24 protein-coding genes, 1 tRNA gene and 1 pseudogene are annotated in these 25042 nt (G+C 73.2%); 4 read left to right on the top strand and 22 right to left on the bottom strand.

Features of this window, described 5'->3' with window-relative positions:
* Positions 1-18: 18 nt before the first annotated feature.
* From rsmA to AFB00_RS07160, 13 genes and pseudogenes are all read right to left on the bottom strand, one after another.
* A complete protein-coding gene (gene rsmA / locus AFB00_RS07100) occupies positions 19-915 on the bottom strand; it encodes a 16S rRNA (adenine(1518)-N(6)/adenine(1519)-N(6))-dimethyltransferase RsmA (RefSeq protein ID WP_083275329.1) in 897 nt (298 codons plus the stop codon).
* A gap of 43 nt (positions 916-958) precedes the next feature.
* Complete coding sequence (locus AFB00_RS35645; protein WP_083275330.1) at positions 959-1882, bottom strand: resuscitation-promoting factor; 924 nt, start codon at positions 1880-1882, stop codon at positions 959-961.
* A 262-nt stretch (positions 1883-2144) separates the two neighbouring features.
* Positions 2145-2996: a TatD family hydrolase gene (locus AFB00_RS07110; RefSeq protein WP_083275331.1), complete on the bottom strand. Its 852-nt coding sequence runs from the start codon at positions 2994-2996 to the stop codon at positions 2145-2147.
* Positions 2993-4783 (bottom strand): methionine--tRNA ligase, encoded by a 1791-nt coding sequence (metG, locus tag AFB00_RS07115; protein ID WP_068796569.1) that lies wholly within the window; start codon positions 4781-4783, stop codon positions 2993-2995. The genes AFB00_RS07110 and metG overlap by 4 nt, the downstream gene beginning before the upstream one ends.
* Positions 4784-4920: 137 nt before the next feature.
* Positions 4921-6162, bottom strand: coding sequence for an ABC transporter ATP-binding protein (locus tag AFB00_RS07120; protein ID WP_068796570.1), 1242 nt, complete (start codon positions 6160-6162; stop codon positions 4921-4923).
* Positions 6163-6198: 36 nt separating this feature from the next.
* Positions 6199-7032: a carbohydrate ABC transporter permease gene (locus tag AFB00_RS07125; protein ID WP_068800085.1), complete on the bottom strand. Its 834-nt coding sequence runs from the start codon at positions 7030-7032 to the stop codon at positions 6199-6201.
* Positions 7032-8003, bottom strand: a complete 972-nt coding sequence (locus AFB00_RS07130; RefSeq protein ID WP_068796571.1) for a carbohydrate ABC transporter permease — start codon at positions 8001-8003, stop codon at positions 7032-7034. Before AFB00_RS07130 ends, AFB00_RS07125 begins: the two co-directional genes overlap by 1 nt.
* Positions 8000-9256 carry an extracellular solute-binding protein gene (locus AFB00_RS07135; protein WP_068796572.1) on the bottom strand — a complete coding sequence of 419 codons (1257 nt, stop codon included), beginning with the start codon at positions 9254-9256 and terminating at the stop codon, positions 8000-8002. Before AFB00_RS07135 ends, AFB00_RS07130 begins: the two co-directional genes overlap by 4 nt.
* A gap of 50 nt (positions 9257-9306) precedes the next feature.
* Positions 9307-9978: an MFS transporter gene (locus AFB00_RS35420; RefSeq protein WP_068796573.1), complete on the bottom strand. Its 672-nt coding sequence runs from the start codon at positions 9976-9978 to the stop codon at positions 9307-9309.
* Positions 9979-10138: 160 nt separating this feature from the next.
* Positions 10139-10849 (bottom strand): annotated as a pseudogene (locus tag AFB00_RS35425) (MFS transporter); the annotation flags it as partial.
* Positions 10846-11982, bottom strand: coding sequence for a hypothetical protein (locus AFB00_RS07150; protein WP_068796575.1), 1137 nt, complete (start codon positions 11980-11982; stop codon positions 10846-10848). The pseudogene AFB00_RS35425 and the gene AFB00_RS07150, both read right to left, overlap by 4 nt.
* The gene (locus AFB00_RS07155; protein ID WP_156819423.1) at positions 11975-12568 is read right to left on the bottom strand and encodes an RNA polymerase sigma factor; all 594 of its coding nucleotides are present in this window, start codon (positions 12566-12568) and stop codon (positions 11975-11977) included. The genes AFB00_RS07150 and AFB00_RS07155 overlap by 8 nt, the downstream gene beginning before the upstream one ends.
* A gap of 341 nt (positions 12569-12909) precedes the next feature.
* Positions 12910-14265, bottom strand: a complete 1356-nt coding sequence (locus AFB00_RS07160) for a glucose-6-phosphate dehydrogenase (RefSeq protein WP_335726560.1) — start codon at positions 14263-14265, stop codon at positions 12910-12912.
* Between AFB00_RS07160 and AFB00_RS07165 the strand changes: the two genes are divergently transcribed.
* Both AFB00_RS07165 and AFB00_RS07170 read left to right on the top strand, forming a co-directional pair.
* Positions 14183-14665: a cation:proton antiporter regulatory subunit gene (locus AFB00_RS07165; protein ID WP_068796578.1), complete on the top strand. Its 483-nt coding sequence runs from the start codon at positions 14183-14185 to the stop codon at positions 14663-14665. The two genes, AFB00_RS07160 and AFB00_RS07165, sit on opposite strands and share 83 nt — an antisense overlap.
* A 6-nt stretch (positions 14666-14671) precedes the next feature.
* The gene (locus tag AFB00_RS07170) at positions 14672-15853 is read left to right on the top strand and encodes a cation:proton antiporter (RefSeq protein ID WP_068796579.1); all 1182 of its coding nucleotides are present in this window, start codon (positions 14672-14674) and stop codon (positions 15851-15853) included.
* Positions 15854-15862: 9 nt separating this feature from the next.
* Here the strand turns inward: AFB00_RS07170 and rsmI are convergent, their stop codons facing one another.
* Positions 15863-16714 carry a 16S rRNA (cytidine(1402)-2'-O)-methyltransferase gene (gene rsmI, locus AFB00_RS07175; protein ID WP_068800086.1) on the bottom strand — a complete coding sequence of 284 codons (852 nt, stop codon included), beginning with the start codon at positions 16712-16714 and terminating at the stop codon, positions 15863-15865.
* Between the two features lie 25 nt (positions 16715-16739).
* Between rsmI and AFB00_RS07180 the strand changes: the two genes are divergently transcribed.
* On the top strand, positions 16740-18335 hold the full coding sequence (locus tag AFB00_RS07180) for a dolichyl-phosphate-mannose--protein mannosyltransferase (RefSeq protein WP_068796580.1): 1596 nt from the start codon (positions 16740-16742) through the stop codon (positions 18333-18335).
* Positions 18326-19753 (top strand): phytoene desaturase family protein, encoded by a 1428-nt coding sequence (locus AFB00_RS07185; protein WP_068796581.1) that lies wholly within the window; start codon positions 18326-18328, stop codon positions 19751-19753. The genes AFB00_RS07180 and AFB00_RS07185 overlap by 10 nt, the downstream gene beginning before the upstream one ends.
* A gap of 36 nt (positions 19754-19789) precedes the next feature.
* On the opposite strand, the gene AFB00_RS07190 is transcribed toward AFB00_RS07185, so the two are convergent.
* The 8 genes from AFB00_RS07190 to glp form a co-directional block, all read right to left on the bottom strand.
* Positions 19790-20074, bottom strand: a complete 285-nt coding sequence (locus tag AFB00_RS07190; RefSeq protein WP_197519776.1) for a TfoX/Sxy family protein — start codon at positions 20072-20074, stop codon at positions 19790-19792.
* A gap of 77 nt (positions 20075-20151) precedes the next feature.
* A complete protein-coding gene (locus AFB00_RS07195; RefSeq protein ID WP_068796583.1) occupies positions 20152-20511 on the bottom strand; it encodes a nuclear transport factor 2 family protein in 360 nt (119 codons plus the stop codon).
* Between the two features lie 41 nt (positions 20512-20552).
* Positions 20553-20987, bottom strand: a complete 435-nt coding sequence (locus tag AFB00_RS07200; protein WP_068796584.1) for an SRPBCC family protein — start codon at positions 20985-20987, stop codon at positions 20553-20555.
* The gene (locus AFB00_RS07205) at positions 20980-21315 is read right to left on the bottom strand and encodes an ArsR/SmtB family transcription factor (RefSeq protein WP_068796585.1); all 336 of its coding nucleotides are present in this window, start codon (positions 21313-21315) and stop codon (positions 20980-20982) included. The genes AFB00_RS07200 and AFB00_RS07205 overlap by 8 nt, the downstream gene beginning before the upstream one ends.
* 177 nt (positions 21316-21492) lie before the next feature.
* Positions 21493-21565 (bottom strand) — tRNA-Ala (locus tag AFB00_RS07210).
* A gap of 44 nt (positions 21566-21609) precedes the next feature.
* On the bottom strand, positions 21610-23004 hold the full coding sequence (gene sepX, locus AFB00_RS35725; protein WP_156819424.1) for a divisome protein SepX/GlpR: 1395 nt from the start codon (positions 23002-23004) through the stop codon (positions 21610-21612).
* Positions 23005-23149: 145 nt separating this feature from the next.
* Positions 23150-23815, bottom strand: a complete 666-nt coding sequence (locus AFB00_RS07220) for a GNAT family N-acetyltransferase (protein ID WP_068796587.1) — start codon at positions 23813-23815, stop codon at positions 23150-23152.
* A 6-nt stretch (positions 23816-23821) separates the two neighbouring features.
* Positions 23822-25042, bottom strand: a complete 1221-nt coding sequence (gene glp / locus AFB00_RS07225; protein ID WP_068796588.1) for a molybdotransferase-like divisome protein Glp — start codon at positions 25040-25042, stop codon at positions 23822-23824.

The raw sequence follows: 25042 nt of genomic DNA on the forward strand, positions 1-25042 counted from the left end.
GGGGTCCGGCGGGCGTGGTCAGGGCCCGCCGGTGCGGTGCGCCGCGACGGCGGCGAAGTCGGTCACCGAGAGCCGCTCGGCCCGGGTGACCGGATCGATCCCGGCCCCCCGCAGCGCCGTCTCGGCCGCGGCCGGCGACCCCGCCCACCCCGCGAGCGCCCCGCGCAACGCCTTGCGCCGCTGCGCGAACGCCGCCTCGATCACGGCGAACGTCGCGGCCCGGTCCGCGCCGGGCGGCGGGTCGTGCCGGGTGAACCCGAGCAGCCCGGAGTCCACGCCGGGCACCGGCCAGAACACGGCACGCGGGACGGGCCCGGCCCGGCGCGCGGCGGCGTACCAGGCGAGCTTCGCGCTGGGGGCGCCGTACTCCCGGGAGCCGGGCGGTGCGGCGAGCCGGTCGGCGACCTCGGCCTGCACCATGACCAGCCCACGCCGCAGGCTCGGCAGCTCGGCGAGCAGGTGCAGGATCACCGGGACGGCCACGTTGTACGGCAGGTTCGCGACGATCGCGGTCGGCGGCCCGGCCCCGGGGCCCGCGTCCGCGGCCAGCCGGTCGGCGGAGACCCGCAGCGCGTCGGCCCCGGTGACGGTCAGCCGGTCCGCGATCCCCGGGGCGCGCTCGGCGACGGTGCCGGGCAGCAGCCCGGCGAGCACCGGGTCGATCTCGATCACGTGCACCCGGGACGCCACCGGCAGCAGGCCGAGGGTCAGCGAGCCGAGGCCGGGACCGACCTCCAGCGCGACGTCGTCGGGACCGATGCCCGAGGAGCGCACGATCCGCCGGACGGTGTTGGCGTCGTGCACGAAGTTCTGGCCGAACTTCTTCGTGGGGCGCAGCCCCAGCCGCTCGGCCAGCACCCGGACGTCGACCGGCCCCAGCAGTCGGGCCGATCCGTCGGCCCCGTTCTCGCTCACGCGCCCATTCTCGCCGGACGCGGTGCGGCCGGTGCGCCCGGTGTCAGCTCAGGCCGAGCTTGGACGAGCAGGACGGCCAGGCGCTGTAGCCGCCGCGGTCGTCCTTCACCTTCTCGGCGACGGCGATCTGCTGCTCGCGGCTGGCCTCGTCGGCGGTGGAGGAGTACTGGCCGCCGCCGTAGGCCTGCCAGGTCTGCTTGTTGAACTGCAGACCACCGTGGTAGCCGTTGCCGGTGTTGATCGACCAGTCGCCGCCGGACTCGCACTTGGCGAGCTTGTCCCAGGTGGCGCCGTTCGAGACGGCCGGGGCGGAGGAGTCGCGGCCGGTCTTCTCCTCGACCTTCTCCTCGGCCTTCTTCTTGGTGCCGACCTTGACCTTGCGCGTCTCGGCCGGGGCGTCCTGACCGGCGCCGATCCGCTCGCGCGAGACCTCGTTGCCCTTGTCGTAGGTGACCCGCCAGATCACGCTGCGCTCGCCCTCGCGGCCGGGGTCGACGACGGTGCGGGTCCCCTCCTCGAGCGTGGGGTCCTCGATCTCCTCCTCGACGACCGGCAGCTTCATCGACTCGACGATCTGGCTGTCGACGATGTCCGCGCCCGAGGTCGGGGCCGCGACCGGCGCGAACGACGAGGTGGCCGACGAGTCGTCGTCGTCCAGCGACATCGACGCCGCCGAGGCCGAGCCCAGCTCGGTCGAGTTCGACGCGAGGTCGGCGCGCAGCGCCTGCGTCTCCGGCTCCTGCGGCATCATCACGCCGGCCGCGAGACCGGCGGTCGGTACCGAGAACAGCGCGGCCGCGGCGACCGTGCGGACCGCGGTCGACGGACGTGCGGCGCGGTGCCTGCCCTCCGGGGTGACGTACCCGCCGTCCGCGCCGGCGCCGGCCAGACCGGCCGGGGCGCCGATCACGGGAAGGGGACGCGTGACGTCGTCATCGGGGAACAGACCAACGCTGCGCTCGAACATGACTTCCCGGGGGCTCGGTCGTCCGGGCGGGGGTCAGACCTGCGGGGGCGACGACCGGCGCGGTGCCGGGGAGCGGAACCGAGTGCTGGGGAGCGGACCGGTCGTCGCCCCGCTGGTCGGGGATGACCCCTCCCGGCGGGTACGGCCGACGACGTTAGCGGACCGTGATCCCGGCACCGACACCGGACACGCGGCCGGCGGCGAGCGGCAGTAGATCGACGGCGAACGACCGGCCCCCCGTGATCTCCCACGCCGGACGGCCCTATTCGGTTGCGCCCACCCGAAACACCCGCTCGGCGTTGCGCCGCGCCATGTCGGCGACGAGTGCTTCCCCTTCGCCCCGTGCGTCGGCGACGCCCCGGACCGTCCAGGGCAGCACGTACGGCTCCCCCGCGCGACCGCGGTGCGGGTGCGGGGTGAGGAACGGGGCGTCGGTCTCGACCAGGAACTGCTCCGGCGGGACGAGTGCCGCCGCGGCCCGCAGCTCGTGGTTGTTCTTGAAGGTGACCGGGCCGGCGAAGGACAGCACGTACCCGGCCTCGGCGCACTCCGCGGCCATCGCCGAGTCCCCGGAGAAGCAGTGGAAGACCACCGTCTCCGGGGCGCCCTCCTCGCGGAGGATGCGCAGGACGTCGTCGTGCGCCTCCCGGTCGTGGATCATCAGCGGCTTGCCGGTGCGCTTGGCCAGCCCGATGTGCCAGCGGAACGCGTCCTGCTGCGCGGCGGGCGGCGAGTGGTCCCAGTAGTAGTCGAGCCCGGTCTCGCCGATCGCGACCACCCGGTCGTCGGCGGCGAGCCGTTCGATCTCCTCGATGTCGGCCGGGGACACCGCCGCGGTCCGGGTGGGGTGCAGCGCGACGGCCGCCCACACCCGGTCGTCGGCGTGCGCGGCGGTCACCGCCCAGCGGGCCGCGGCGAGGTCGTCGGCGATGGTCACCGCACCCACGACGCCGACGGCCGCCGCCCGGTCCAGGGCGGCGGTCACGTCGGCGGCGGTCTCGGCACCGCAGGCGTCGAGATGGGTGTGGCTGTCGATCGTCGGGGCGGCGAGCGGTTCCGGCGGCTCCGGCCGGGGCCGGCGCCCGTGCGGCCCGGTGCTCGGCGCGGTGCTCACTTCCCGATCGGGGCCCACTCCGGGCCCGTCTCCCCCAGCTCCGGCGCGAGCTTGGTGAAGATCGGCGTCGGCTTGGCCAGCGGCCGCCCGACCTCGATCGGCGTCGAGCCCCAGTGCGCCTGCTCCGCGGCGTAGTCCCCGGTCAGGATCGGGTACGCCAGCCCGTCACCGAGGTCCTCGACGGTCGTCTTCTCCGGCTGCGCGGCCCACACTCCGGTGTTGCCCAGCGCCTCGTGCACCTGCTGCGCGGCGTGCGGGAGGAACGGGGTGAGCAGGGTGTTCGCGTCCTGGACGACCTGCAGCGCGGTGTGCAGGATCGTGTCCCGGCGGTCCGGGTCGTCCTTGCGCTTCCACGGCTCCTGGTCCGACAGGTACCGGTTGGCCGCCGTGACCACCCGCATCGCCTCGCCGGCCGCCTGCTTGAAGCGGTTGCGGGCGAGCAGCCCGCCGACGGTGTCGAACCCGGCGGCGGAGTACGCGAGCAGCTCGGCGTCGGCCTGCTGCGGCGCCTTCGGCTGCGGGATCGCGCCCACGTTCTTGTGCGCCATCGACACCGAGCGGTTGACGAGGTTGCCCCACTCGTTGGCCAGCTCGTTGTTGACCCGGCGGACGAACTCGTCCCAGGTGAAGTCGACGTCCTGGTTCTCCGGACCGGCGACGGCGATGTGGTAGCGCAGCGCGTCCGGCCCGAACTCGCGCAGGAAGTCTCCGACGTAGATGACGGTCCCGCGGCTGGTCGAGAACTTGGAGCCGAGCATCGTCAGGTACTCCGAGGACACGACCTCGCTGGGCAGGTCCAGCGTCCCGTAGGTCCCCGGCACGCCGCCGCGGTCGCCCTGGCCGTTGTGCCCGAGCATGATCGCCGGCCACATCACCGAGTGGAAGGTGATGTTGTCCTTGCCCATGAAGTAGAACGCCTGGGCGGCCGGATCGGTCCACCACTGCTTCCAGGCGTCCGGGTCCGGGCCGCGCCGGGCCCACTCGACCGACGCCGAGAGGTAGCCGATCACCGCGTCGAACCAGACGTAGATCTTCTTCATCGGGTTGTCCGACCAGCCGTCCAGCGGCACCGGGACGCCCCACTCCAGGTCCCGGGTGATCGCCCGCGGCTTGAGGTTCTCCGCCAGGTTGGCCGAGAACCGCAGCACGTTCGGCCGCCAGTCGGTGCGCGAGGACAGCCAGGACCCGAGCGCCTCGGAGAACGCGGGCAGGTCGAGGAAGAAGTGCTCGGTCTCGACGAACGACGGCGTCTCACCGTTGATCTTCGAGCGCGGGTTCTTCAGGTCGGCCGGGTCGAGCTGGTTGCCGCAGTTGTCGCACTGGTCGCCGCGGGCACCGTCGTAGCCGCAGATCGGGCAGGTGCCCTCGATGTAGCGGTCGGGCAGGGTCCGCCCGGTGGACGGGCTGATCGCCGCGAGCTGGGTCTTCGGGACGATGTAGCCGTTGCGGTGCAGCGAGGAGAACATGTGCTGCACGACGTCGTAGTGGTTCGACGTCGTGGTGCGGGTGAACAGGTCGTAGGACAGGCCGAGACCGCGCAGGTCGTCGGTGATGACGTCGTTGTACTTGTCGGCCAGCTGGCGCGGCGTGAGCCCCTCGGCGTCGGCCTGCACCTGGATCGGGGTGCCGTGCTCGTCGGTGCCGGAGACCATGAGCACCCGGTCCCCCGCCATCCGCCGGTACCGGGCGAAGACGTCGGAGGGCACACCGAAGCCGGAGACGTGGCCGATGTGCCGGGGGCCGTTGGCGTAGGGCCACGCCACGGCGGTCAGCACGGCGTTGTTCATGGCTCCCAGGGTATTCACCGGCGCGAACGCGTTCCGCGGCGGATCACCTCCGCTCCCCCGGGGACGGGAACGGCCCGGGGAGCGGCCGTCCGGACGGTGCCGGGCGGGCTCCCCGGGCCGGGGTGCACGGCAGCGCCTCAGGCGACCCCGCCGCGGGCCTGTGCCACCTGGTCGGCCCGGTCCTCGGCCGCCATCCGGGTCAGCTCGGCGCCGGCCTCGGGGTCCCGGGTCAGGTTCTCGCCGGACTCCGGGTCGAACACGTGGATCTTCCGCGCGTCCAGCCAGAACTCGGCCTCGCGACCCTCCCGGATCCGCGACGTCGAGTCGATCGACACGATCGCCTGGGTGCGGAGCTGGTCGGAATCCAGCTCCCGGGACAGCTCCTTGAGCTTGGCGTCGACCTCCGGCGGCGCCTCGTAGGGGATGTAGGCGTACTGCGCGTCACCCAGCCACTCGGTGACGTCGACCCGGGCGGTGAACGTCGAGCCCAGCGACCGCTTGGCCTCGTCGACCAGCGACGCGTCCTCGAAGTACTCCGGCCGGATCCCGACGAGCACCAGGTCGTGCCCGGCCAGGCGCCCGGCGCGGGCCCCGGCGATCTCGATCGGCCCGAACGGCGTCTCCAACGTGGAGCCGGAGACGGTGGCGGGCAGGAAGTTCATCGGCGGCGAGCCGATGAAGCCGGCGACGAACAGGTTCACCGGCTGCTCGTACAGCTCGCGCGGCGAGGCGACCTGCTGGATGACGCCCTTGCGCAGCACGCAGACCCGGTCGCCCAGGGTCATGGCCTCGGTCTGGTCGTGGGTGACGTAGACCGTGGTGATGCCGAGCCGCCGCTGCAGCCGGGCGATCTCGGTGCGCATCTGCCCGCGCAGCTTCGCGTCCAGGTTGGACAGCGGCTCGTCGAACAGGAACGCGTCCGCGTCGCGGACGATCGCCCGACCCATCGCGACCCGCTGGCGCTGGCCGCCGGACAGGTTCGCGGGCTTGCGGTCCAGGTGCTCGTGCAGCTCCAGCACGCTCGCCGCGTTGTTGACCTTGGTGTGGACCTCGTCGTCCGGGGTCTTGGTCAGGCGCAGCGGGAACGCGATGTTCTCGAACACCGACAGGTGCGGGTAGAGGGCGTAGTTCTGGAAGACCATCGACAGGTTCCGGTCGCGCGGGGCCTTGTCGTTGACCCGGCTCCCGCCGATGACCATGTCCCCGGAGGTGATGTCCTCCAGGCCGACGATCATCCGGAGCAGGGTCGACTTCCCGCAGCCGGACGGGCCGACGAGGATCATGAACTCGCCGTCGGCGATGTCCATGCTCACGTCGTTCACGGCCGGGTACCCGTCGCCGTAGGTCTTGACGATGTTGCGCATCTCGATCGACGCCATGGTCGTGTCCTTTCGGTTCTTCGCGGGGCGGGCCGGTCAGCCCTTGACGGCGCCGTTGGTCAGGCCGGCGACGATGCGCCGCTGGAACAGCAGGACGAGCACGACGACCGGGATCGTCACGATGACCGCGGCGGCGGCGATCGGGCCGTTCGGCGACTCGAACTGGGACGCGCCGGTGAACAGCCCCAGCGCGGCCGGGACCGGGCGGGACGCGCCGGTCGAGGTGAGCGAGATGCCGTAGGCGAAGTCGTTCCAGGCGATGAAGAAGGCGATGATCGCCGTGGTGAACACGCCGGGCGTGGCCAGCGGGACGATCACCTTGCGGAACGCCTGCCAGGTCGTCGCGCCGTCGACCTGGGCGGCCTGCTCCATCTCCCAGGGGATCTCCCGGAAGAACGCCGACAGCGTCCAGATCGAGATCGGCAGGGTCAGCGACAGGTACGGGATGATCAGCCCGGGCCAGGTGTCGTAGAGCCCGATCTGGCGCCACAGGTTGAACAGCGGCGTGACGATCGAGATCACCGGGAAGATCGCCACCGCGAGCGCGGTGGACAGGATCAGCTTCTTGCCGCGGAACTCCAGCCGGGCGATCGCGTAGGCCGCGAACATCGCCAGCACGCAGGAGATGAACGTCGCGATGATGACGATGCCGAACGAGTTCCGCAGTGCGGGCAGGAACAGCTCGGCCGCGTCACCGACCAGGATCTGGGAGTAGTTCTCCCAGGACAGCGCCGTCGGCAGGAACTGGCCGTTGGCGATGTCGTCGGCCGACTTCAGCGACAGCGACACGATCCACCCGACCGGGAACAGCGCGTAGATCACGATCGCGATGCCGGCGATGATCCACAGGGCTTTCTCGCGCAGCGACATCACTTCTCCCCTCGGGCCTGGGACAGGTCGACCTTGAAGCCCTTGATGAACAGCACGCAGATGAGCACGACGGACAGGAACAGCAGCACCGACACCGCCGAGCCGAGGCCGATCTCGACCCGCGAGATCGTCTGCCGGTAGGCCAGGAACGACACCGTCTCGGTGTTGTTCGCCCCGGCGGTCATGACGAACACCGAGTCGAAGACGCGGAACGCGTCCAGGGTGCGGAACAGCAGCGCGACCATGATCGCGGCCTTCATGTTCGGGATCGTCACCCGGCGCATCCGCTGCCACCAGGTCGCGCCGTCCACCGCGGCCGCCTCCTGCAGCACGTCGGGGACCTGGGCCAGCCCGGCGAGCAGCAGCAGCGAGATGAACGGCGTCGTCTTCCAGATCTCGGCCAGGCAGACCACGAACAGCGACGACATCGTGCCGCCGAACCAGTCGGTGTCCGCGCTGATCCCGGGCACCCAGTCGAACCAGGCGTTCACGAACCCGGAGTCCAGCGAGAACGCGTACTGCCAGGCGAACGCCGACACCACGGTGATCACCGCGTACGGGATGAGGATCGCCGCGCGCAGGATCGGGCGGATCGCCTTCAGCGCCTTGAGCATCACCAGGGCCAGCGCGAAGCCGAGCACCAGCTCGACGGCGACGGTCACCACGGTGATGAACGCCGTCACGCCGAACGAGGTCCACCAGATCTCGTCGGTGAGGATCACCAGGTAGTTGTTCAGCCCGGTGAAGGAGATCGAGTCCGGGTCGGTCAGCCGGTAGTCGAACAGCGAGTAGTAGAACGCCTGGACGATCGGGTACGCGGTGACCAGCAGCATGATGACGAACGCCGGCCCGGCCAGCATCCACCCCAGCCGCTGCTCGGCCCGCGCCCGGTCGCTGCGCCCCGTGCCCCGTCCGGGGTCGGCGGTCGCACCGCCGGACGTACCGGCCGTCGTGCCCACGGTCGTGCTCACAGCAGTTCCTCCTTGGCCAGGACCGCGCGGATCAGGTCGGCGGTCGCCGGCCCCACCGTCACCGGATCGATGCCGCCCGCCGGGTGGTAGTTGCGCTGGATCGACTCCGACACCTCGTTGTAGTAGGCGATCTGCGGACGCGGCTTCGCCTGCTGCAGGGACTGCTCGATGACCGGGGCCATCGGGAACTCCTTCAGGACCTCGGGGTCGGAGAAGACCGCCTCCTTCGCCGCCGGGTTGCCGTTGGTGAGGAAGTACTGCTTCTGGTTCTCCTCCGAGGTGATGCACTCGGTCGCGGCGTAGGCCAGGTCCGGGTGCTCGCTGAACGCGCCGACGCCGAGGTTGATCCCGCCGTACGGCGGCGCCGCCGGCCGGCCCGGATCGACCTGCGGGTACAGCGCCCAGCCGTAGTCGTCCAGGGTCGAGGCGGGCACGGTGCCGTCCTCCACCGCGCTCTTGACCTTGCCCCAGACGAACGGCCAGATCGTCGAGAACATCGCGTCGCCGCCCTGGAAGGCGGTGGCGTTCTCGTCCTCGCTCGCCGTGGAGAAGCCCGGGCCGCCGACCGCGGAGACGGCCTTCATGACCTCCGCCGCGCGCACCGCGGCCGGGCTGTCCAGTCCCAGCTCGACGGCCTCCGGCGCGTCCGGCGACGGGTTGGTGACGATCTTCCCGCCGCCGGACTCGACCAGCGCGTTCAGCCACACGGTGAGCGACTCGGCGCGGATGCCCTGGGCCGCGATCTGCGAGTCCTTGGACTGCGCCGCCGCGACGACCTGGTCCCAGGTGACCGGCTTCGTCAGGTCCAGCCCGGTGCCCTCGACCAGCGACTTGCGGTACCAGAGCAGCTGGGTGTTCGCCCAGAACGGGACCGTCACCAGTGCGCCCCGCCAGCTCGCACCCTGGACCGCGGAGTTGACGACGCCCGCGGTGGTCCGGGCGCCGACGTCGGAGGGCACCGGGGCCAGGAAGCCGGCCTCGGCGAACTCCGGGATGTAGGGCGGGTCCAGGCTCATGATGTCGATCGAGCTGTCGTTCGCCGCGAGCCGGCGCACGAGCTGCTGGCGCTGCTCGGAGGCCTGGCGCGGCAGCGTCGACACCGCGATCCGGTACTGTCCGCCGGAGGCCTCGGTGCAGGCGGCGGCGATCTCCGCCTGGCCGCCGTCGTCGGGGTTGATGTACCAGTTCAGGACCGGTGGGCCCGCCGCGGCGCCGCCGCAGCCGGCCAGACCGGCGAGGCAGGCCGCGATCACACCGGTCGCCAGCCCCCTCCTCCACCGCCTGGATGTGGTCAGCCGTCTCGTCACTGTCGAACCCCTCTGTTCGGTGAATCGGGCGAGTCGTGGTCGATGCCGTCCCCGGTCGCGGCGCGCACCGCGAACGGAGGGGCGATGCTCTCCAGTGGCCGGCGCTCGGCGTCGACGCCGAGATGGCGGGCGACGACCGCGCCCGCGCCCATGAACGCCGCGCCGACCAGCAGGCCGATCGTCAGCGAGGCGCGGTTCGGCTCGGCGGTGTCGATCAGCGCCCCGTAGAGCAGCGGGGCCGCCGAGCCCGCAGTCTGGGCCAGTGCGAAGGCGATCGCGATCGCCTTCGCTCGGACCTCCATCGGGAAGATCTCGCTCACCGTCACGTAGCCGGCGCTCGCCCCGGCCGAGGCGAAGAAGAACACCACGCACCAGGCGAGCGTCTGGGTCACCGCGGTCAGCCCGCCGAGGCCGAACAGCACGGCGCTGAGCGCGAGCAGGCCACCGGCGAGCCCGTAGCAGCGGGCGATCATCTTCCGGCGGCCGATCCGGTCGAACAGGTGACCGAGCACCAGCAGCCCGAGCAGGTTCCCGACGGCGAACGGGACGAGGTACACCGCGGTCGCGCTCGGTGCGACGTCGAAGAAGCGGACCAGCATCATCGAGTAGCTGAAGAACACCGCGTTGTAGAGGAACGACTGGCTGATCATCAGCGTCGCGCCGAGCACACAGCGCCGGGGGTAGATGCCGGACCAGCAGCCGGACCGTGCCGCGGTAGGTGTCCACGGGTGTGGGCCGGATCGGGATGGCGAGCCGCTCGTCGACCGGGGCGAGGTCCCGGTGGGCACCGGCCTCGCGCTCGATCCGGGCGATCGCGTCCTCCGCGGCGCCGGACCGGCCGCGGATGATCAGCCAGCGCGGGCTCTCCGGCAGGTTCCGGCGCAGGAACCACAGCCCCAGCGCCAGCACCGGGCCGACCAGCAGCGCGATCCGCCAGTCCCAGCCCGGGTCGATGGCACCGGACAGCAGCGGGATCTGGACCAGCGCGGCCAGCGCCGCCCCCGCCCAGTAGACGCCGTTGACCAGGATGCCGACCCGGCCCCGGTACACGGCGGGGATCAGCTCGTCGAGCGCGGAGTTGATGGCCGCGTACTCGCCGCCGATCCCGGCCCCGGCGACGAACCGGGTGAGCAGGAGCAGCCAGACCGCCGCCGGCCCGGTGCCCGCGACGAGCGCGGTGAGCGCGCTGCCCGCGAAGTAGACCGTCAGTGTCCAGATGAACAGCCGGCGGCGCCCCCACTTGTCCGCGAGCATCCCGAACAGCAGCGCGCCGAACACCTCACCGAGCAGGTAGGACGTCGCCAGCAGCCCGACGACGGTGGGCGAGATCCCGAACCGCCCGGCCTCGCCGAGCAGCGGGCCGATGTTCGACGCCACCGTGATCTCGAACCCGTTGAGCACCCAGCAGGCGCCCAGTGCGACCACGAGCCGGGTGTGGAACGGCGACCAGGTCAGCCGGTCGAGCCGGGCCGGGATCGTACTGCGCACCGTCGGACCGGCCGGGCCAGCCGGACCGGGGTGCCCGGCCGCCGCGGTCATCGCCCGTACCCGGCCGCGACCGGGCCGGCCGGGATCTCGGCGGCGGCCAGCGCCCGGCGCACGACGCCCCGCCAGCCGAGCACGCCGTCCGGGATCTCGGCGACCAGCACCGCGCGGATCGCCGCCCGCGCCACCGCGGTCCGGCCCCACCCGCACGCCACGACGACCGTCGACCCGACCAGCGAGCGGAACGGGCCGCGCACCCGCCGGACCGCGCGGACGCTCGCGACCCGGTGCAGCCGGTCCATCGCCCGCACGACCTCGGCGCAGCGGCGCACCACCCCGGGCAGCAGCCGGGCCGTCCGGTCCCGCAGCTCCTCGACGGCCAGCACCAGCGCCGCGGCGCCCGGGTCGGGATCGTGTACCGGCAGGGTCGGGGCCAGCGCGACCATCCGGCCGAGCGCGGCGGTCACCCGCGCCGCGGTCTCCCGCGCCGCCCCGGGATCGGCGGAGCGGATCGTCCGCCAGTCCGCGCGGCCCGGTGCCTCCGCGCAGCTGCCGAGGAATCCGGGGATCCCGGCGCTGCCGCCGCGCAGCCGGTCGGCCAGCGCAGCGAGATCGTCGCGGGCCACGCCGACCCCCGCGCCCAGTCCCTCGCGGAGCACCCGGCTGGGCTCGCCGGCCGGGTCCCCGGCCCCGGTCCCCGGCCCGGTGGCCGACCGCAGGACGGCGGCGACCGTGTCCAGCCCGGCGGCGACCCGGTCCAGCTCGGCGACCGACCGGTCCAGCTCGGCGCCGGAGCGGAGCAGCTCCGCGGACCAGGCACCCACGGTCGGGGGCACCCGCCACGGGACCAGGCCCCGGCCGTCGAGCGCCTCGAGGTGCCAGCGGAGCACCGCCACCGCCGGGACGACGAACAGCACGACGACGAGCCCGACGTCGGCCGCTGCGGGCCGGGCCAGCAGGATCCAGCCCAGCAGCCCGCCGAGCACGACGCCCAGGCCGACCGCCCGCAGCACGGCCAGCCGGCGGGTCCGGCGGATCTGGGCGCGGGCGGTCACCACGGCCACCACCCGGTCGACGTCGATCCCCGGACCGGGTCCCGCGCCGGTTCCCGGGCCGGGCCGGACGACCGTCCGGGCCGACGCGAACAGGGCGTCCAGCGGGTCCGGCGGGCTCTGCTCGTCACGCACGGTGTCCTCCGGTGAACTCGGCGAGCTGCACCCGCAGCGCGGCCAGCGCCCTGGACAGCGACTGGCGCACCGCGTCCGTGCTCACCCCCAGGTCGGCGGCGGTGTCGGCGATCGACCGGTCGAGCAGCTTCACCAGCACCACGACCTCGCGCTGGCGGCCGGGCAGCGCGTCGATCGCCCGCTGCAGGGCGTCCATCGCGCGGCTCTCCGGCGCGCCGGTGAGCCCGGTCGTCCCGTCGGCCCGGTCGTCCCACGCCGTGTGGTCGACGCGCTGGGCGAGATCGTTGAGCCGGTCGTTGCCCCGCTTGGGGCGGCGCAGGTCGCGGGCCTTGTTGTGGATGATGCCGCGCATGTAGGCCCCCGGGCTGCGGCGGACGTCCTCGGAGAGCCGGGGCCAGATCCGGCTCAGCCCCAGGCACGCCTCCTGGAAGACGTCGTCCGCGGCGCTCTCCGGCAGGCGCAGCGCGAAGCAGTACGCCCGGCTGGCCGCGACCAGCTCGTCCTTGTCGGCGATCACGAACTCCTGCCAGCTCGGGTGGACCGGCCCGGCCGGCGCCGCCTCCGGCTCGGCCGGCGCCACGGGCACCGGTACGGCGTCCGCGCCAGGGCTGCGGGCAGCGTCACGCAGCCCCGGGCGCGACACGCCCCGGGGACGCAGGAACGACACCATCGGCAACCCCAACGCCGGACCTCCCTGTCACGGCCGGCGGGGCTGGAGCGGATCCGTCACCGTCGCTGGGCCGTCACCCGTGTACTCCCGCACGAGGCGACGATTGTGACGCCGTTCTCCATGATTTTCTCTTCACGTTTTCGTGAAGGGTCCACGGCGGCGGCCGCTTCACCCCAGCGCGCGGTCCAGGTTGATCGCCGAACTGATCAGCGACAGGTGGGTGAACGCCTGCGGGAAGTTCCCCAGCTGCTCACCGGTCAGGCCGATCTCCGGCCGAGCCGCAGCTCCGGGCCCGGGACCTTGGCGCGCACGTCGAGCTCGGCGCTCGGGGTCTCGGCCAGCTCCAGGACGAGCTCGGTCGGCGGGTCACCCGCCTCCCCGCTGCCCCCGCCGTTCCCACTGCTCCCACTGCCCTGCCCGAACACCGACGGCGACGGCTCGGCGAACCCGATCGTCACGGTGCCGCGGGTCGCGCCCATCGCCTTGCCGGTCCGCAGCAGGAACGGGACGCCGGACCAGCGCTCGTTGTCGATCCGGGCCTCGAGCGCGACGAACGTCTCGACCCGGGAGTCGTCGGCGACGCCGTCCTCGTCGCGGTAGCCGGCGTACTGCCCGAAGACGACACGCTGCGGGTCCAGCGGCGCCGCGGCGTCGAACACCGCGGCCTTCACCTCGTGCAGCGCGTCCGGGGTCAGTTCCGCGGGCGGTTCCAGCGCGACGAAGCCGAGGATCTGGAACAGGTGGGTGGAGATCATGTCCCGGAACGTGCCGGTGGACTCCATGAACGACGCGCGGCCCTCGATCCCGATCTCCTCGGGCACGTCGATCTGCACGTAGCGGACGTGCCCGGCGTTCCAGACCGGCTCGAACAGGCCGTTGGCGAACCGGAGCGCGAGGATGTTCTGCACCGACTCCTTGCCGAGGAAGTGGTCGATCCGGAAGATGTCGGCCTCGGCGTAGACCTCGCGCAGCCCGGCGTTGAGCTCCTTCGCCGACGCCAGGTCGGTGCCGAACGGCTTCTCCACCACCAGGCGCGAGCGGTCGGCGATCCCGGTCCGGCCGAGCATGGCGACCATGTCCGGCATCGCCTCGGGCGGGACGGACAGGTAGACGAGCCGGCGCACGGTGTCCTCCCCGCCGCCGTCGTCCCCACCCAGCTCCTGCTCCGCCTGCCGGACCGCGTCGGCCAGGTCGGTGCCGTCGTCGGCGTCGGACACGACGAACGACAGTGTCGGTGCGAGGCCGTCCCAGCCCGTCGTGTCCTCGAGCGCGTCCCGGATGCGGTCGCGGAACTCGTCGTCGGTGCCCGGGGAGTGCCGTCCGGATCCGATGATCCGCAGCTCCGTGGGGAGCAGGCCGGCGTTGTGCAGGCGCAGCAGCCCCGGGAAGAGCTTGCGCAGCGCGAGGTCGCCGGTGGCGCCGAAGAGCACGACGACGTACGGGGGCAGAGACATGATCGTCCGTACCCGGGGTCCGGGCGGTCGAACCGGCGCGGCCGGGTTCGTCGTGGCAGGGCGTACCGTTGCACGGGTGAACGTCGACGTGACTCCGCTGCCCGGGATCGGGGTGCGGAAGGAGATCGAGCTGCGCAACGGGCGCCGGATCGGCGTCATCGCCAAACGGGACGGGAAGATCGACCTGATCCTGTCCCGGGCCGACGATCCGGACGCCTGTGTCGCCGAGCTGCCGCTGACCACCGAGGAGGCCGGCGCGCTGGCGAACCTGCTCGGCGCCCCGCAACTGGTCAACCAGCTCAACGACGAGCACGCGGACCTCCCGGGCATCACCACCCGCAAGCTGCCGCTCAAGCACAACAGCCCGTACGACGCGCGCCCGCTCGGCGACACCGCGCTGCGCACCCGCACCCAGGTGTCGGTGGTCGCGGTGATGCGCGCCGGGCAGGTGCACCCGTCGCCGACCCCGGACTTCGTGCTCGCCGCCGGTGACATCGTCATCGCGGTCGGGACGACGGAGAAGCTCGAGCAGGCCGCCACGATCCTCGCGCGCGGCTGAGCGGCCTTGGACCACACCGCGCTCGAACTGCTCGAACTCGGGGCCGTCTTCTTCGGCCTCGGGCTGCTCGGCCGGCTCGCCCAGAAGATCGGGCTGTCACCGATCCCGCTGTACCTGCTCGGCGGGCTCGCCTTCGGTTCCGGCGGGATCTTCCCGCTCGGCGACATCGGCGACTTCACCTCGCTGGCCGGGGAGGTCGGCGTCGTCCTGCTGCTCCTGCTGCTCGGGCTGGAGTACTCCGCGGCCGAGCTGATGACCGGACTGCGCCGGTCCTGGACGGCCGGGCTGCTCGACATCGTGCTCAACGCCGCGCCCGGCGTCGCGGTGGCGCTGATCCTCGGCTGGGGCCCCGTCGGGGCCATGGTGATGGGCGGCGTCACCTACATCTCCTCGTCCGGGATCGTCGCCAAGGTGCTGTCCGACCTGGGTCGGCTCGGTAACCGGGAGACCCCGGTGATCTTGTCGATACTGGTGTTCGAGGACCTCGTGATGGCCCTCTACCTGCCGATCCTCACCGCGCTGCTGCTCGGCGTGACGCTCTGGGGCGGGATCAGCGCCGTCGCGATCTCGCTCGGCGTGATCGCGGTCGTGCTGGTCGTGGCGCTGCGGTACGGGCGGTTCGTCTCGGCGATCGTCGACTCCGACGACCGCGAGGTCTTCCTGCTCAAGATCCTCGGCGCCGCGCTGCTGGTCGCCGGGTTCGCCCAGGCCATGCAGGTCTCCGCGGCCGTCGGTGCGTTCCTGCTCGGGATCGCGGTGTCCGGCTCGACCGCGGAGAACGCCACGAAGCTCCTCGAACCGCTGCGCGACCTGTTCGCCGCCGTGTTCTTCGTGGTCTTCGGCCTCTCCACCGACCCGAAGGCGATCCCGCCGGTGCTCGGGTGGGCGCTCGTCCTGGCCCTGGCGACGACGCTCACGAAGTTCGCCACCGGCTGGTGGGCCGCGAAGCAGGCCGGGATCGCCCGGATGGGCCGGGCCCGGGCCGGTGCGGCGCTCGTCGCGCGCGGTGAGTTCTCGATCGTGATCGCCGGGCTGGCCGTCGGCTACGCCGCGGTGCCGGCCGAGCTGTCCGCGCTGGCGACGGCCTACGTACTGATCATGGCGGTGCTCGGCCCCATCGCCGCCCGCTACGTCGAGCCCGTGGTGCGGGCGGTGCCGAGCCGCGCGAGATCCGCCGTCACGGCCTGACCCGCCCCGTCAGTCCCGGGCCGCGAGCGTCGCGTTGTACAGCTCCCGCTTCGGCACCCCGGCGGCCCCGGCGACGGCGGCGACGGCGTCCTTGAGGCGTTCGCCGTCGTCGGTGCGTTCACGGACGGCGGCGACGAGGCTCTCCACCGGGGGTGCCGCCCGCTCCTCCGCGCCGGCCAGCACGACCGTCACCTCGCCCAGGACGTCGCCGGAGGACGCCCACGCGGCCAGTTCCGCGAGCGTCCCCCGCACGACCTGCTCGTAGGTCTTCGTCAGCTCCCGGCAGACCGCGGCCCTGCGGTCGGGGCCCAGCACCGCGACGGCGTCGTCGAGCAGGTCGGCGGTCCGCCGGGGCGACTCGAACACGACGATCGCCCGTCGCTCGTCGCGCAGGGTCTCCAGCCAGCGGCGGCGCTCGCCGGACCGGCGCGGCGGGAAACCGTCGAAGCAGAAGCGCTCGACCGGCAGCCCGGACAGGACCAGCGCCGTCGTCACCGCGGACGGGCCGGGGACGCAGGTCACCGGCAGGTCCTCGGCGGCGGCCGCGGCCACCAGGCGGTACCCGGGGTCGGAGACCGCGGGCATCCCGGCGTCGCTCACGACGAGCACCGTCGACCCGTCCCGCACCGCGGCGAGCAGGCCGGGCAGGCGCTCGGCCTCGACCGCGTCGTAGTGGCTCACGATCTTGCCGGTCCAGGTGACGCCGAGCGCCCCGGCGAGCGTGCGGAAGCGGCGGGTGTCCTCGGCCGCGATCACGTCGGCGGTACCGATGAGCTCGCACAACCGGGGCGATGCGTCCCGGGGGTCACCCAGCGGGGTTGCGGCGAGGACCAGACGGCCGGAGGCGGGAGCGGGCGACACGGGGTCCAGCCTACGATCGACGGTGATGGCCACCTCGACCGCCGACGCCGGGAGCCGGGTCGCCGGTGCGGCGCCGGAACCAGGCCTGGCTCCGCGCGGGACCCCACCGCCGTTGCGCCGCGCCGATCCCGGCCCGGCCGCCCGGCTCGGCGTCCCGCCACCGACCGACCGGTTGCGCGGCTGGCTGGTCACCGCGGCCGTCGTGCTCCTCGCCGCCGCGCTGCGGTTCTACGACCTGGGCGAACCCACCGACCGCGGCACCCCGGTCTTCGACGAGAAGCACTACGTGCCGCAGGCCTGGGAGATGGTCCGCAACGGCGGTATCGAGAACAACCCCGGCTACGAACGTGTCGTCCACCCGCCGCTGGCCAAGCAGCTCATCGCGCTGGGCCAGCTGATCTTCGGCTACGACGGCGTCGGCTGGCGGATCTCGGTCGCGGTCGCCGGGGTGCTGACGGTCCTGTTCGTCGTCCGGGCCGGACGGCGCCTCACCCGGTCGACCGCGCTGGGCGGGCTCGCCGGCGTCCTGCTGATCACCGACGGTCTGTCCCACGTGCAGTCCCGGATGGGGATGCTCGACGCGTTCCACCCGCTGTTCGTGACCGCGGCCTTCGCCGCGCTGCTCTGCGACCGGGACGACGTGCGCGCCCGGATGGCCCGGGTGATCGCCGAGGGACGGGTCCGGGACCATCCGTTCGGTCCCCGCTGGGGGGTGCGCTGGTGGCGGCTGGTCGCCGGCGTCTGCCTGGGGCTCGCCTGCGCGGTGAAGTGGAACGGCTCGTTCTACGTGGCCGCGTTCGGCCTGCTCTGCGTGCTGTGGGACGTCTCCCTGCGCCGCCGGGCCGGGGTCGCGCGGCCGTGGGCCGGCACCGCCGTCCGGGATCTCGCACCCGCGCTGTGGGCGCTCGCGCTGGTGCCGGTGCTGACCTACGTGTCGTCCTGGTGGGCCTGGTTCGGCAGCGAGAACGGGGTCGACCGCCACCAGGTCGGGCGCGAGATCGGCAGCGGCGGGCCGTTCTCCTGGCTCCCCGACGCCCTGCGGTCGCTCTGGTACTACCACGGCGAGGCCCTGACGTTCCATTCCAACCTCACGACCGCATCGGCCGGGCGGCACCCGTGGGAGTCGAAGCCGTGGACCTGGCCGATGGGCCTGCGTCCGATGCTCTACCACTACTCCGACTCCGCGACCGGGTGCGGCGCGGACGACTGCGTCTCCGCGGTGATGCTGATCGGCACGCCGGCCCTGTGGTGGGCGTCGATCCCGGTGCTGCTGTGGGGCCTGTGGCGGGCCGTCACCCGGCTGGACTGGCGGTGGACGGCCGTGCTGGTCGGCTACGGCGCCGGGTTCCTGCCCTGGTTCACCAACCTCGACCGGCAGATGTACTTCTTCTACATGATGCCGGTGGCCCCGTTCCTGGTGCTGGCGACGACGCTCGCCATGGGACGGATGCTCGGCCACGCCGGACAGTCCGAGGTCCGGCTCCGGGCCGGGCGGCTCGTCGTCTCGGGATGGGTGGCGCTGATCCTGGTCAACTTCGTCTGGCTGTGGCCGATCCTGGTCGGTGACCCGATCACCGCGGCGCACTGGCAGGCCGAGCTCTGGCTGCCGTCGTGGCGGTAGACGCCGTCGTCGCCGGGTCGGGGCCGAACGGGCTCGCCGCCGCGATCACCCTGGCCCGGGCCGGGCTCCGGGTCCGGGTGTACGAGGCCGCCGACACCCCGGGCGGCGGTCTGCGCAGCACCCACGCCGACGGCTGGACGCACGACGTGTGCTCGACCGTCCAGGCGCTCGCGCTCGTCTCCCCGTTCTTCCGGACCCTCGACCTCGACGCGCTCGGCGTCAGGATGCGGCATCCGCGGATCGCGTTCGCGCACCCGCTCGACGGCGGGCGGGCCGCCGTCGCACACCGCTCGGTCGCCCGTACCGCCGCCGGTCTGGGCGCCGACGGTCCCGCCTGGGAACGGCTGCTGGGCCCGCTCGCCGACGCCGGCCCGGCGCTGTGGCCGGAGGTGCTGGGGAACCTGCGCCGGGTCCCGCGCCACCCGTTGACGCTGGCCCGGTTCGGGCTGCCCGGCCTGCTCGGGGTCCGGGCGCTGGCCCGTACGGCGTTGCGCACCGACGAGGCCCGCGCGCTGTTCGCCGGGGCCGGGGCGCACGCCCTGCGCCGGTTGGACGCACCGCTGTCGTCCGCGTTCGGGCTGGCCCTGGTCGCGTCCGCGCACGCCGTGGGCTGGCCGGTCGTGGAGGGCGGCTCGGGGATGCTCGCCGGGGCGCTCGTCCGCGAGCTGGAACGGCTCGGCGGGGAGGTCGAGACCGGGCACCGGGTGTCCACGCTCGCCGAGCTGCCCGCGCGGCGCCTCACCCTGCTCGACGTGACCCCGGCCCAGCTGCTGCGGATGGCGGAGTTCCCCGCCGGTTACGCCCGTTCGCTGGCCGCGCACCGCTACGGCCCCGGCGTCTGCAAGGTCGACTACGAGCTGTCCGGGCCGGTGCCCTGGACCAACCCGGACTGCCGCGACGCCGGGACCCTGCACCTGGGCGGGACGCTCGACGAGATCGCCCGTTCCGAGGCCGACGCCGAGGCCGGCCGGCACCCGGACGCGCCGTACGTGCTCGCAGTGCAGGCCGGCGTCGCCGATCCCACCCGGGCCCCGGCCGGCAAGCACACCCTCTGGACCTACTGCCACGTCCCGCACGGGTCGGACCGCGACATGAGCCCGGCGATCGACCGTCAGGTCGAGCGGTTCGCGCCCGGCTTCCGTGACCTGGTCGAACGGCGCATCGTGCGGACCGCGAGCGATTATCATCAGTACAACGAGAACTACGTCGGCGGTGCCATCAACGGCGGCATGGCCGGTCCGTGGTCCGCGGTGCTCGGACCGGTGCCCCGGTGGTCGCGGTACGCCACCCCGCTCGACGGGGTGTACCTCTGTTCGGCCTCGACCGCACCGGGCGGTGGGGTGCACGGGATGGCGGGGTACCTCGCGGCGTCCGAGGCGCTCGCCGGGCTCGGTGCGACGCCGGCCCCACCCGGGTGATCCGGGAGGGGCCGGTGCGTCGATCGTGGAGGGCACTCACGGGCGTCCGCCGGTCACCACCCGGTTGTGGTCCATCGCCATCCCGACCCAGGACGACAGCTGCTCGTCGCCGCCGACCGAGTCGGCCGAGACTTCGATCCAGCCCGGCCCCATGTCGCGGCCCGGCCCCATCTCCGCCTGCATCGCACCCGGCCGGCTCAGCAGTTCGTCGTGCCGATCGGCATCGACGCGCACGAGGAGACCGCCGTCCCTGAGGGCACTGACGATCATCTTCTCGTTGACCATCACCGATCTGCCGCCGAACATCGACACCTCGCGCACCACCGGCTCCTCGGCGATCAGGGCGCGGACGCGTTCGACGAGCTCGGCCTGCTCCGGAGTCACGGCGTGCTCCCGTCTCAGCCCTGCTCGGGCGGGCCGTAGGAGAGCCGGTCGAAGATCAGCACGCTCTCGGCGATCTTCCCCTCTCTGACGGTGAAGAACTCGGCGGCCGGGGTGGTGGAGGTCGCGGCGGTCTGCGGGTAGTAGAACAGCGCGACGTGCGCCCCGTCGGAGAACTCGGCGATGTCGCCGATCCCGGTGAGCATCGGGGCGAAGCCGCCGATGAACTCCCGGTAGACGTCCTTGCCGTTCAGGTCGACGCCGGGAGCGCGGCAGGTGATGTCGTCGGAGACGTGACCCATCGCCGCGTCGATGTCGCCGCTCGTCCACGCGTGGTGATACTTCTTCACCACGTCGTACCCGGTGTCCTGACTCATGGGACCTCCTCGGTTCGTGCCGCGTACGCGGCGGTGCTTACTCAGTCCGGGAGCGGCCGCCAGCCGTCGGGCCCGGCGTCACCACCGGCGCCGGCGATGGCGAGACGGGGGAGGAAGTTCGCCCACCCGTCGGCGTGGCCGCGCACTGCCGTGTCGGGCAGATCGGAGTGGCAGAGCTCGACCCTGGTACCGCCGCCGATCGGTGTCAGCCGGAACTCGACCGTCGACGCGCCCGCGGGCAGCTCCTCGCTGCCGGCGAAACCCCAGCTCATCACGACGCGGTTCGGCGGCTCGACGTGCACGTACTCGCCCCGCACCGGGTGACCGGCGACATCGACCGCGAACCTCCCGCCCGGTGTCGGATCGAGATCCTCGTACCGCCCCATCCACGCGGTCATGCCGTCGTCGGTGGTCAGGTACCTGAACACGGTCTCCGGCGGAGCCGCGATGTCGATGGAGTCTCGGAACTCAGCCATGATCCCGCGCCTCGTTCGACTCGATCGCGGTCTTGAGGTCGGCCAGCTTTCCCGGCCAGAAGCCGTCCAGGTACGAGCGCACCGCGGCCAGACCGTCGGTGTCGACGGCGAACAGGTGGCGGGTGCCCTCGCGGGTGCCGGTCACGAGCCCTGCCTTGCGGAGCACTCCGAGGTGGTGCGAGGTCGTCTGTTGCGACAGGCCGAGTTGCTCCGCGATCGCCCCGACCGGCTGTGGGTCGGAGCGGATCGAGCGCAGGATCGAGCGCCGGTTCCCGTCGGCCAGCGCACGCAGCGCCAGATCGAGATCCGCTACGGCCTCGGTACCCATCGTCAGCCTCCTCGCCCGGCCACCCACCTTAGAACAAGTACCTGTTTGTACTCAAGTTCATGGGTATAGCTGAGGGCGCCCAGCCGACCGATGTAGAGCATGGGCACGACGACAGGAACGACGTAGGGGGCCACACCACATCTCTCGATGTGGTGTGGCCCCCTACGTCACCATGGGTGGAGCTGAGGGGAATCGAACCCCTGACCTTCTCGATGCGAACGAGACGCGCTACCAACTGCGCTACAGCCCCGCGGTCCGCCCTCTCGGGCTGACCTGGAGAACCCTAACAGACCTCTATTCGCCGACCGCACGGCGGTGGGGGGTCCGGTCGTCGAGGACGTCCGGCTCCTCCTCGGCTCCGATGTCGACCAGTGACGTCCCGTCCGGGACCGGCGGCGGCGGGGTCACGTCCAGCCGCGGCAGCGAGGACTCGTGCTCGTCCGAGCCGGACCCGTCCACGGTGCGACGACGGGCGGGCAGCACCCCGAGCGGTTCCCCGCAGCCGCGTACCCGGGTGGGCTCGCCGTCGTCGGCGGTCCAGTCGCTGTCGTCGGCCTCGTCCACGGCGGTGGCCCGCCCGTCGCGATCCTCGACGGGCTCGTCCGCCGGATCGTCCAGGTCGTCGGGCCGGTCGCCCGCCACCGGACGCCGACGCTCGGTCAACCGCGCGGCCCGGCGGGTGCGGATCGACTCCTCGATCCGGACCTGCCTGCGCAGGTAACCGAGGTAGCCGACCAGTCCCGCGCCGAGCACACCGGCGACCCACCAGAAGATCGTCGACACCAGCAGCGCGGTGACCCCCGCCGCCACCAGCAGCACCAGCAGGGCGAGCACCACCCGCTGGCGGAACGCGTACTTGGCGTGTGCGGCCGCCGCCGCGGCGTCGGGGTCGAACCCCCCGCGGCCGGGCCGGTAGCGGATCGGGGGGTGCTCGTCGAGATCGTCCTCGGCGTCGGCATCGAGGTCGGCATCGGCATCGAGCTCCGCGTCGGTGCCGGCGTCGAGATCCGGGTCCGTGTCGAGGTCCGTGTCGACGTCCGTGTCCACGTCGGCGTCCCGGTCGGTGCCGGTCGGTGCCTCGGTACCGGCCCGGCCGTCGGCGGGTCCGGTACCGACGCCGCGGTCACGACCGGCGGCGCCTCCGGCCGTGCGGGTGAACGACGTGCCGGGCTCCTCGTCGTCGGCGAGGTCGGTGTCGGTCCCGCCGTCGTCCACGGAGGTCCCGGGGTCCCGGCGGCCGGACCAGGGGTCGCGCTCCCGCTCCGGCCGCCGTCGGTCACCGTGGCGCGCCGTGCCCGCGCCGCCCGTGGGCTCGTCGCCGCGGTCGTCGTCCACGTGGTCACCCACATGGTCGTCGAGATCGTCGTCGAGGCCGTGCACCCGGCCGTCGTCGTCGATCTCCGCGTCGAACTCGAACTCGTCCGCAGGGTCACCGAGACGCTCACCGGCGCGCTCCCGCGGGCCCGGGAGATCGTCCCGGGCCTCGACCAGCTCGCCGACGGTGTTCGGACCGGATCGCTCCATCACGCCAACCTCCGGGTATCGGTGCCGCATCGGACGCTCGAGCACCCGCCCGGACAGCAGCGCCGGACTCAGCCGGGCCACCTCCTGCTGGCGCCGTGCGACGGTCGGCACCAGGATGAGCAGCCACAGCACGACCAGACCCACGAAGATCAGAGAGCTGGGCACGGGCTGCCTCCTCCCCGACCGGCGCAGTCCACCCGGTGAACGGCCCCGACCCGTCCACCACCGATCACCATAAGAGGACGGGGCACCCGGACCCGGCCGCGACGCGCCGTCGTCCCCCGGTCGGTCCGTACGGGAACCGCGGACCTCAGGCGCGCGCGGCCCGCCCGGCCCGCACCAGCCGTCCGACGAACCCGCCGGGCGGGGTCTCCTCGGCGGTCACCGCGAAGGCGTAGTGGTCGCGCCAGGCGCCGTCGACGTCCAGGTACCGGCGCAGCAGGCCCTCCCGCCGGAACCCGAGCCGGGCCAGCACCGCGATGCTCGCCGCGTTCTCCGGGCGCACGGTGGCCTCCACCCGGTGCAGGTGCACCGGTCCGAAGCAATGGTCGAGCACCAGGGCGACCGCCGCCGTCGTGATCCCGCGCCCGCCGAGCCGGGAGTCGATCCAGTAGCCGACGTAGGCCGACAGCAGCGGCTCCCGCACGACGTTGCCGATCATCACGTGCCCGCCGAGGCGTCCGTCGACGGTGATCGCGAACGGCAGCGACAGCCCGCGCCGGGCCGACGAGCGCAGCAGGTACCAGCGGCTCGGCCAGTCCGCCGCGGCGTTGCGGCGGGCCCAGCCCCCGTACGTCGTCGGCTCCCACGGCCGCAGGTGGCTCTCGTCGCGCACCCGGATCCGGGACCACTCGGTGCCGTCCCGCAACCGGACCGGCCGGAGCCCGATCTCGTGGTCACGGACCCGCAGCGGTCCCGGACGCGCCGGCCAGCCCGGATGGCTGCCGGGCGGTTCCGGGACGGACTGCGGCGGCACCGGTGCTCAGCCGCGGCCGCGGGCCACGAGCTCGATCTGCTCGCCGACGGTCAGCTCCGTGACGTCCTCCCCGACGACCGCCAGCGCGTTCGCCTCGGCGAGGACCGCGAGCAGGTGGCTGCCCGAGGAGCCGAGCGGCTGGGCGAGCAGCTCGCCGCCGTCGTCCTCACGCAGCAGCCGGGACGGGATGTAGGAGCGCCGACCGACCGGTGAGGAGACGGGCGAGGTCAGCCGGGCCGTCCAGGACCGGCGGCGCGGTTCCTGCCCCAGCGCCAGCCGGATCAGCGGACGCACGAAGACCTCGAACAGGACGAGCGCGGTCGCCGGGTGCGAGGGGACCAGGAAGACCGGGACGGCGTCCGCGCCGAGCCGACCGTAGCCCTGGGCCGAGCCGGGGTGCATCGCGATCCGGGTGGCGTCGATCCCGCCGAGGTCGGACAGCCCGCTGGTCGCCTCGGCCATCGTCGCGCCGCCGCCCGCACCGCAGATCACGATGATCTCGCTGGCCGGCAGCAGGTCCTCCACCGCGCCGCGGATCTCGGTCCCGCTGCCCCCGACGGTGCGGGGCCGGTTCGTCTCGGCACCCGCCTCGCGGGCGGCGGCGACGACGGCGTGCGAGCAGACGTCGGCCACCTGCCCGGACGACGCCGACCGGCTGACCTCGACCAGCTCGTCGCCCACCGAGACGACCGAGACGCGCGGCCGCGGGTGCACGAGCAGCTTGTCCCGGCCCGCCGCCGCGAGCATCGCGACCTGCGCGGACCCGACGATGTCGCCCTCCCGCACGGCCACGTCGCCGGACTGCACGTCCTCACCCACCCGGCGCACGAACCCGCCGGACGGCACGCTGCGGTGCACCGACAGCCGGGCCGACCCGGAGTCGGTCCAGGCCGCCGGGGCCACCGCGTCGGCGAGGGTGGGCAACGGGGCTCCCGCCGCGACCCGGACCGCCTGGCCCGGCTGCAGCCGCAGCGGCTGCCGGGACCCGGCGGAGATCTCCCCGACGACCGGGACGGTCATCGGCGAGATCTGGGTGGCGCCCGCGACGTCGACGCTGCGGACCGCGTACCCGTCGACGGCGGCCTGGTCGAAGACCGGGAGCGGGCGGCCCGCGACGACCTCCTCGGCGCTGCGCAGGCCCTGTGCGTCGGCGACGGCGACCCGGACCGGTGCCGGGCGGACCGCGACGTCGAGGATCCGGTTCAGGTGCTCGGTGACCGTGCGCAC

The organism is Pseudonocardia sp. HH130630-07 (assembly GCF_001698125.1).
GTDB lineage: Bacteria > Actinomycetota > Actinomycetes > Mycobacteriales > Pseudonocardiaceae > Pseudonocardia.